Source organism: Streptomyces acidicola (genome assembly GCF_009377235.1).
Classification (GTDB): Bacteria; Actinomycetota; Actinomycetes; order Streptomycetales; family Streptomycetaceae; genus Streptomyces; species Streptomyces acidicola.
Genome location: NZ_VMNX01000317.1, coordinates 1 through 8,518 on the forward strand (window position 1 = coordinate 1; position 8,518 = coordinate 8,518).

Here is an 8,518-nt window from a genome sequence, read left to right on the forward strand (position 1 = left end):
GGGCGGGGAGGCGTCGGGTGCCGCGGCCTCCGACTCGTCCACGGAGATGCCGAAGTCGGTCGCGAGTCCCTGCAGGCCGTTACTGTAGCCCTCGCCGAGCGCGCGGAACTTCCAGACCTCGCCGCGGCGGTAGAGCTCGCCGCAGATCAGCGCGGTCTCCTCGCCGGTCTCCGGCTTGACGTCGAAGTACGCCAGCGGTTCCGCGTCGGAGACCGTGGCGTCGTACAGCAGGATGCGCAGGGAGCGTACGTGCTCGAAGGAGACGTCGTCGGCCGAGGCGACCAGCAGAATCCGTCCGACGGCGGACTCGACACCCGTCAGATCCGTCTGGATGGTGTCCGTGAGGCCCTCGGCGTCGCGCTTCTTGCCGAGCCGCCAGACCTTGCCGGAGGGGTGGCGGGGCTGGTTGTAGAAGATGAAGTCCTCGTCGGACCGTACGCGCCCGTCGGGGCCGAGGAGCAGTGCCGAGGCGTCGACATCCGGGACACCCTGCCCGGGTGTCCAGCGCAGCACGGCGCGCACCGCCGTGGCCTCCAGCGGGACGTTCGACCCCTTCAGCATCGCGTGCGTCATACGGATCATCCTGCCCTCTCGGTCCTGGTCACGACAAAGCGGGGTCACGTTCATCCAGCCGGGACCGACAGCCTTCGATGCGCCCGATTTACCAGAACTTCATGCCCAGCGGGAACCCACGACATGGATCTCTACGTACTATTACCGGCCACCATTTCACCGGGCCGACCAGCCGCCACGGGGGACTCTTATGCGTCATTTCAGGCACCTCGCCCCTGAGGAGCGTCAGCGCCTCTTCCACCGGGAGCCCGGCTTCTTCACCGCCGACTCCCCCGCCAGGATGCTCGCGGCGGCCCTCGGGGCCACCCTCTACAGCCCCGCCACCAGGGCCAGGCTGGCCGACGACGTGGTGAAGCAGGCCGGGCGCGGTGTGGTCTCCATGGTGCTGTGCCTGGAGGACTCGATCGACGACTCCGAGGTCGCGGGCGCCGAGGAGAACCTGGTCCGGCAGTTCACCGACCTCGCCGGACGGCCGGACGCGGAGCTGCCGCTGCTGTTCATCCGGGTCCGTACGCCGGAGCAGATACCGGACCTCGTGCGGCGGCTCGGACCGGCCGTCCGGCTGTTGTCCGGATTCGTGCTGCCGAAGTTCACCGAGGAGCGGGGCGTCCTCTTCCTGGAGGCGCTCACCGCGGCCGAGGTGTCGAGCGGGCGCCGGCTGTTCGCGATGCCCGTCCTGGAGTCGCCCGAGCTGCTGTACCTGGAGACCCGGGGCGAGGCCCTCCAGGGGATCTTCCGCACGGTCGACAAGTACCGCGACCGCGTGCTCGCGCTGCGCCTCGGCGTCACCGACTTCTGCTCCTCGTACGCGCTGCGCCGGGCGCCCGACATGACCGCGTACGACGTGCAGATCGTGGCCTCCGTGATCGCCGACGTGGTGAACGTGCTCGGGCGGGCCGACGGCACCGGCTTCACCGTGACCGGGCCGGTCTGGGAGTACTTCCGGGTCCAGGAGCGCATGTTCAAGCCGCAGCTGCGCAGCAGCCCCTTCCTCGAGGTGCGGGCCACCCGGCTGCGCGAGACGCTGATCGAGCACGCGATGGACGGCCTGCTGCGGGAGATCTCCCTGGACCAGGCCAACGGCCTCCTCGGCAAGACCTGCATCCACCCCTCGCACGTACTGCCCGTGCACGCGCTGTCCGTGGTCAGCCACGAGGAGTTCAGCGACGCCCGGGACATCCTCAGACCCGAGCGCGACGGCGGGGGTGTGCTGCGGTCCGCCTACACCAACAAGATGAACGAGGTGAAGCCGCACCGCGCCTGGGCCGAGCGCGTCCTGACGCGCGCCGAGGTTTTCGGCGTCGCCAACGAGGACATCGGCTTCGTGGAACTGCTGGCGGCGGGTCTGCCCGACTGACGGGGCCGGCGGGGACGGCTCGCTGGTCCTTCCCGACAACGTCTGAACCGACAAGGGCTGACGCCTTACCGACAAGGAATCGATGAAGAACAACGAGGTCTGGTCCGGGAGCTGGGTCGCCGAGCGGCTCGGCGTCGAGCTGATCGGCGACGAGCGGCTGGGCGACCTGCTGGGACTCGCGCTGCGCCGCAACCCCCGGCGGGCGCACCTGCTGGTGTCGAACGTGCTGGGCAAGCATGTGCCGCAGTCGCCGTCCGTCGTGTACGGGCACGGGTTCGCCCTCGGCCGCCGGGTGCGCGAACTGCTGGGCGACCAGGCGGGCGAGGCCGTCGTGCTCGGGTACGCCGAGACGGCCACCGGGCTCGGCCACTCGGTCGCGGACGGCGTGGTGTTCGCGCCGTACCTGCACTCCACCCGGCGGCCCGTCGAGGGTGTCGCCCGGGCCGGAGGCTTCGAGGAGTCCCACTCCCACGCCACCTCCCATCTGCTGCTGCCGGAGGACCCGGCACTGCTCGCGGGCAACGGGCCGCTGGTGCTGGTCGACGACGAGTTCTCCACCGGGAACACGATCATGAACACCATCCGCGAGCTGCACGCCCGCTATCCGCGCGGACGGTACGTGATCGTCGCGCTCGTCGACATGCGGTCGGCGGCCGACCTCGGGCGCCTGGAGGAGTTCGCCGCCGAGATCGGCGCACGCGTCGACCTGGTGGCGGCGGCCTCCGGGACCGTACGGCTGCCGGAGGGCGTGCTGGAGAAGGGGCAGGCCCTGGTGGCGGAACACGAGCGGGCAGGGGAGCCCGTTCAGGCGGGCGCCGCCGCGGCTCACGTCGCCCGCGTCGAACTCGGCTGGCCTCGCGGTGTCCCCGACGGCGGGCGGCACGGCTTCACCCGAGAGCACCGGGCCCGCCTGGAGAAGGCGTTGCCCGCCATGGCCGCGCGGATCGCGGGCGCGCTGCCGGAAGGCGCGCGGAGCGTGCTCGTGCTCGGCTTCGAAGAGCTGATGTACGCGCCGCTCAGGCTGGCCCGGGCGCTGGAGAAGGTGAGCGACGCCGAGGTGCGGTACTCCACGACCACCCGCTCACCCGTCCTCGCGGTCGACGACCCCGGCTACGCGATCCGCAGCCGAATCGTTTTCCCGGCCCATGACGACCCCGACGACGGCCCCGGCCGGCGCTACGCCTACAACGTCGCGGGCGCCGGCTTCGACGCGGTCGTCGCCGTCGTCGACTCGGCGGCCGACACCCCCGCGCTCCACGCCGCCGACGGACTGCTGGCCCAACTGGCCCCGCACACGCCGAGCGTGCTGCTGGCCGCCGTCCCGTCGTACGTCCCGTCGTACGCGGCCGCGCGTGCTTCGCACACGACCTCGCACGTCACCTCGCGCGTCACCGAAAGGCCCCTCATGCTGCCCGAGCCCCTCCGCGGCCCCGCCTTCTCCTCGTACGCGCCCGACGAGGTCGGCTGGCTGCTGCAGGACCTCTCGGACGTCACGCTGGAGGCGCCCACCGAGGAGCGCGAGGAGGCCATCCAGAGCGGCGGCGCGCACTACGCGGAGTCGCTGCCGGTGGAGTACCAGCCGAGCGAGCGGTACCAGGCCCTCTTCCGTGACGCGCTGGAGGAGTCGGCGGCCCGAATAGCCCAGGCCGTGGGGGTCGTGACGGAGACGGTGCTGGCCGAGCGGTCACCACGGCCCGTCCTCGTGTCGCTCGCCCGCGCGGGCACCCCCGTCGGCGTCCTGATGCGCCGCTGGGCGCTGCGGCGGCACGGGCTCGACCTGGCGCACTACGCCGTCTCGATCGTGCGCGGACGCGGCATCGACGCCAATGCGCTGCGCCGGCTGGCCGACCACCACGACCCGGCCGACGTCGTGTTCGTCGACGGCTGGACCGGCAAGGGCGCCATCACCCGTGAACTGGCCGACGCCCTGCGGGAGTTCGAGAACTCCGACGGCATCACCGGTTTCGACCCGGAGATCGCGGTGCTGGCCGACCCGGGCTCGTGCGTACGGACGTACGGCACCCGCGAGGACTTCCTCATCCCTTCCGCGTGCCTCAACTCGACGGTCTCCGGGCTGATTTCGCGTACGGTGCTGCGCTCGGACCTGGTCGGCCCGAACGACTACCACGGCGCGAAGTTCTACCGCGAACTCGCCGGTTCGGACGTGTCGAACGACTTCCTGGACGCCGTCTCGGACCACTTCACGGAGGTCGCCGACGCGGTGGACACGCAGGCCAAGGAACTCCTCGCCGCCGACCGCACCCCGACCTGGGAGGGCTGGGCCGCCGTCGAGCGGATCAGCGAGGAGTACGGCATCCACGACGTCAACCTCGTCAAGCCCGGTGTCGGCGAGACCACCCGGGTGCTGCTGCGCCGCGTACCGTGGAGGATCCTCGCGCGGGCCGGGGCGGGAGCCGATCTCGACCACGTACGCCTGCTGGCCGAGCAGCGCGGGGTGCCGGTGGAAGAAGTGGCCGAACTGCCCTACACCTGCGTCGGGTTGATCCACCCCAAGTACACACGGGGCGCCACCGGCGCCGACGGAAAGGCGGTGGCCCTCTGATGGCCGTCCTGGTGGCGAGCGACCTCGACCGTACGCTCATCTACTCCGCGGCGGCGCTGGCGCTGACCATGCCGGACGCGCGGGCACCGAGGCTGCTGTGCGTCGAGGTGCACGAGAGCAGGCCGCTGTCGTACATGACGGAGACCGCGGCCGGCCTGCTCACGGATCTCGGGGACGCGGCGGTGTTCGTGCCGACGACGACCCGTACGCGCAAGCAGTACCAGCGCATCAACCTGCCGGGCCCCGCGCCCGAGTACGCGATCTGCGCGAACGGCGGGCACATCCTGGTGGACGGGGTGACGGACCCGGCGTGGCACGCGCGGGTGCTGGCCCGGCTGGCGGACGAGTGCGCTCCGCTGGACGAGGTACGGGCGTACATGGAGTCCACGTCGGACCCGTCCTGGGTGCGCAAGCACCGGGTGGCCGAGGACCTGTTCGTCTACCTCGTCGTGGAGCGTGAACTGCTCCCCGCGGACTGGGTGAAGGAACTGGCGGTCTGGGCGGAGAACCGTGGCTGGACGGTCTCGCTCCAGGGCCGCAAGATCTACGCCGTGCCGAAGCCGCTCACCAAGAGCGCGGCCGTGCGGGAGATCGCCCGGCGCACCGGGGCCGAGCTCACCCTCGCGGCCGGTGACTCGCTGCTGGACGCCGACCTGCTGCTCGCGGCCGACCGGGGCTGGCGCCCGGGACACGGCGAACTGGCCGACGCGGGCTGGGCCGCGCCCGCGGTCACAGCTCTTCCGGAACGGGGGGTCGCGGCCGGGGAGCGGATCCTGCGGGAGTTCCTCAAGGAGTGCCGGTAGGCGCGCTCGTGGAGCGTGCGGGCTGTGTCGGCGCTGTCCTGGGCGCTTGATGTCCGCGACGTCGCCAGCGGCAGGCGGGTCGCGATGGCGACGGTGCGCTCACGGCCAGGGTGCGCGCCGGGCGTTCGGGGCGCAGGCGGGGAACTCAGAACAGGCCCTGGGAGCGCGCCGACGCCGTGGAGCGCGAGGCCGTCGACGACCGAGCCCGCGGTGGTCGACAGCAGGGCGGCGAGCGGGTTCCTGAGGGGTGTTCCCGTCAGCCGCAGCAACCTCCGCCGCAGCAGCCGCCCCCGCCACCACCACCGGCCGCACGGGGTGCCGGGGCCGGGGCGGACGCCGAGCCGCCCACGGCGACCGTCGACAGCAGCTTGACCGTGTCGCCGTGGCCGGCGGGGCAGTCCGCGGGGGCGGAGGACTCCGCCATGGGACGGCTCAGTTCGAAGGTGTCGCCGCAGGTCCGGCACCGGTACTCGTAGTGAGGCATGCGCACAGGTTAACCGGCGGCCCCGGCATGGCGGCAGAGCCTCTGAACCCCTCTCCTCGATGGCCGGAGTGTCTGAATGTGGCCGGGTTTGATGGCGGGGTGCACATGGCTCTTTCTGGCCGGTTCCGGATCGGGGAACTTGTGAAAGTGGCTGATAATTTGTGGACGCCGTGTGGAGGTCGAAAGGCCGGGGGAAACAGGGGGAACGTGGTCGCGTCTTCGGCGGCTGCGTCTGTCCACGCGTGCGATTCCACGCGCGGAGGGAGACGCAGTTGTGACCACCGCTCGGCATCGGACCAATGCCGTGCACCCCTTGGACCGTCCGGGCCCCGGAGCCCGCCGTGGCTAGCCGGCAGAGCGGTCGCTCAGGCCGCCGGAGGGCCGCACCGACGCGCTGGTGGCAGCGCCGTACCCCGACCGGTACGGCGGCTGACACCACGACCGGCACGGGGACCGGTTCCGTCGACCGGGAGCACCCTGGGATCCGGACGGGGGAGAGCCACCGGGCGAACGGCTTACCGGAGACGCAAACTGGGCGAACGGCGCGTCAGCAGGCCACGCAGGGGACAGGATCGAGCCATCGCGGCACCCGCCGCAGACCGGCCCCTCCACCGGCACCCTTACGCCTCGTCCAGCGCTGGGCGCCCGCCGCCCGCCGGCTCCGCCCGAGGTACCCGCGACCGGGCCGTGACGGCTGGCGCCGCTGGGTGCCCTCCTGGCGCCAGTCGCTGGGCACGGCACTGGTGTCCGCCGGGCTCGGCGGCGCGCTCCTGACCGCCGCCTACGCCGCCACGGACATCCCCGGGGACCTGAACACCTTCGCCACGCAGCAGGACAACGTCTACTTCTGGTCGGACGGCACCCCCATGGCCCGTACCGGCTGGGTACGGCGGCAGGCCATGCCGCTGAAGGACATCCCCGAGGACGTGCGCTGGGCGGTGCTGGCGGCGGAGAACGCGAGCTTCTACTCCGACCCGGGCATCTCCGTCGGCGGGCTGACCCGCGCCCTGTGGCGCACCGTCGGTGAGGGCGACACGCAGGGCGGCTCCACCATCACCCAGCAGTACGTCAAGAACGTCTACCTGTCCCAGGACCGTTCGGTGGGCCGCAAGTTCACCGAGGCGATGATCGCCCTCAAGCTCGACAGCCGGACGAGCAAGGACAACATCCTGGAGGGCTACCTCAACACCAGCTGGTTCGGCCGCGGCACCTACGGCATCCAGCGGGCCGCGCAGGCGTACTACGGCAAGGACGTCGGCGAACTCGACGTCAGCGAGGCCGCGTTCCTCGCCTCCCTCCTCAAGGGCGCCGGCCTCTACGACCCGGCGCTGGGCGAGGCCAACCAGGCGCGGGCCGAGGAACGCTGGTCCTGGATCCTGGACCGGATGGTCGGCCTCGGCCGGCTGACGAAGACCGAACGCGCCAAGTACACGAAGTTCCCCCAGCCCCTGGACCAGTCCCAGGCGTTCGACACCGGCCGTCAGACCGACTACCTGGTCGAACTGGCCGCCCAGTACGCCAAGAAGGCCGCGCGCATCTCCGACCAGGACTTCGACCGGGGCGGGTACCAGATTTACACGACCTTCGACCGCAAACGGGAGACGGCCCTCACCCAGGCCGTGACCAGGGCCCGCAAGAAGGCGCTGAAGGACTCCCCGGACAAGGCGAAGGCCGCACACTACGGAGCCGCCTCGGTGGCCGCCGACGGCCGCATCCTCGCCATCCACGGCGGACCCGACCACCGTGAACAGGGCTTCAACGAGTCCAACGCCACCACCGTCCCGGCCGGTTCGGCGTTCCTGCCGCTCGTGTACGCGGCGGGTCTGGAGCACGGGGTCAGCAAGGAGCGCGGCACCCCGAGGACACGTGTCACTCCGCAGTCCGTCTACGACGGCGACGACGGCGCCCTGGTCACCACGCCCGAGGGTTACTACTGGGACCGCAGCGGCAACAAGGTCGCCGCCCGCAACGACGGTGGGAAGTCCTGGGGGAACATCTCCCTGCGCACGGCGCTCGCCCAGTCCGTGAACGCGCCCTTCATGCAGCTCGGCATGGACACGGGGCTGGACAGGGTGCGTGAGACCGCCGAGGCGATCGGGCTGCTGCCCGGCAGCATGGGGCCACAGGTGCCCGCGCTGTCCCTGGGCAACTCCACACCGAGCGCGATCCGCATGGCGGGTTCGTACGCCACGTTCGCCGCCGGCGGGACGCACACCGAGCCGTACTCCGTGCGCCGGATCACCCGCAACGGCTCCCGGGTCGCGCTGGACACGCCCGAGCGGCGCCGTGCGGTGCGCCCCGAGGTGGCCCGCCAGGTCACCGAGGCGCTCACCGACTCCTTCCGCGGCGCGCACCCCACCGCGGCCCCCGCCTCGGCGCAGGTCGCGGGGAAGGCGGGCACCACCGAGGACGACACCGCGGCCTGGTACGTGGGCACGAACCGCTCGGTGTCGACCGCGGTCGTCGTCTACCGCATGGACCTGACCAAGAGTCTCGAACCGCTGCCGCTCAAGGGCATCGCCGGCGCCCCTGCCGTCGACATCCCCTACGGCATCTGGTCGAGCGCCATGAGTCCGCTCGGCTGACGCCGACGGCTCGAGCGCAGTACCGCACCAAAGCACCACCGCACCCCCCACCCCCCTCGCAGATTGAGCTCCGCATGAAGTCGAAGCCGCGTACCCACGCGCAGCAGCAGTCGAGTGCGCAGTCGTCATCCGGCCGTGGCCGCTCCCGTGGCC

General features: G+C 71.6%; 6 protein-coding genes. 4 read left to right on the forward strand and 2 right to left on the reverse strand.

Translation table 11 applies throughout. The annotated features are described in order from the left end of the window. The coding region (locus tag FPZ41_RS41995; protein ID WP_152869590.1) for a TerD family protein at positions 1-573 on the reverse strand (573 nt) is incomplete at its 3' end. Between the two features lie 190 nt (positions 574-763). Here FPZ41_RS41995 and FPZ41_RS42000 point away from each other — a divergent pair. From FPZ41_RS42000 to FPZ41_RS42010, 3 genes are all read left to right on the forward strand, one after another. After that, positions 764-1,930: an HpcH/HpaI aldolase/citrate lyase family protein gene (locus FPZ41_RS42000; protein WP_152869592.1), complete on the forward strand. Its 1,167-nt coding sequence runs from the start codon at positions 764-766 to the stop codon at positions 1,928-1,930. Positions 1,931-2,012: 82 nt separating this feature from the next. After that, complete coding sequence (locus tag FPZ41_RS42005; protein ID WP_152869594.1) at positions 2,013-4,493, forward strand: phosphoribosyltransferase; 2,481 nt, start codon at positions 2,013-2,015, stop codon at positions 4,491-4,493. Continuing rightward, positions 4,493-5,296, forward strand: a complete 804-nt coding sequence (locus tag FPZ41_RS42010; protein ID WP_152869596.1) for an HAD family hydrolase — start codon at positions 4,493-4,495, stop codon at positions 5,294-5,296. Before FPZ41_RS42005 ends, FPZ41_RS42010 begins: the two co-directional genes overlap by 1 nt. A 256-nt stretch (positions 5,297-5,552) precedes the next feature. Here the strand turns inward: FPZ41_RS42010 and FPZ41_RS42015 are convergent, their stop codons facing one another. Next, positions 5,553-5,780, reverse strand: coding sequence for an FmdB family zinc ribbon protein (locus tag FPZ41_RS42015; RefSeq protein WP_152869598.1), 228 nt, complete (start codon positions 5,778-5,780; stop codon positions 5,553-5,555). A 299-nt stretch (positions 5,781-6,079) separates the two neighbouring features. Between FPZ41_RS42015 and FPZ41_RS42020 the strand changes: the two genes are divergently transcribed. Next, positions 6,080-8,365 (forward strand): transglycosylase domain-containing protein, encoded by a 2,286-nt coding sequence (locus tag FPZ41_RS42020; RefSeq protein ID WP_152869600.1) that lies wholly within the window; start codon positions 6,080-6,082, stop codon positions 8,363-8,365. Positions 8,366-8,518: the final 153 nt, after the last annotated feature.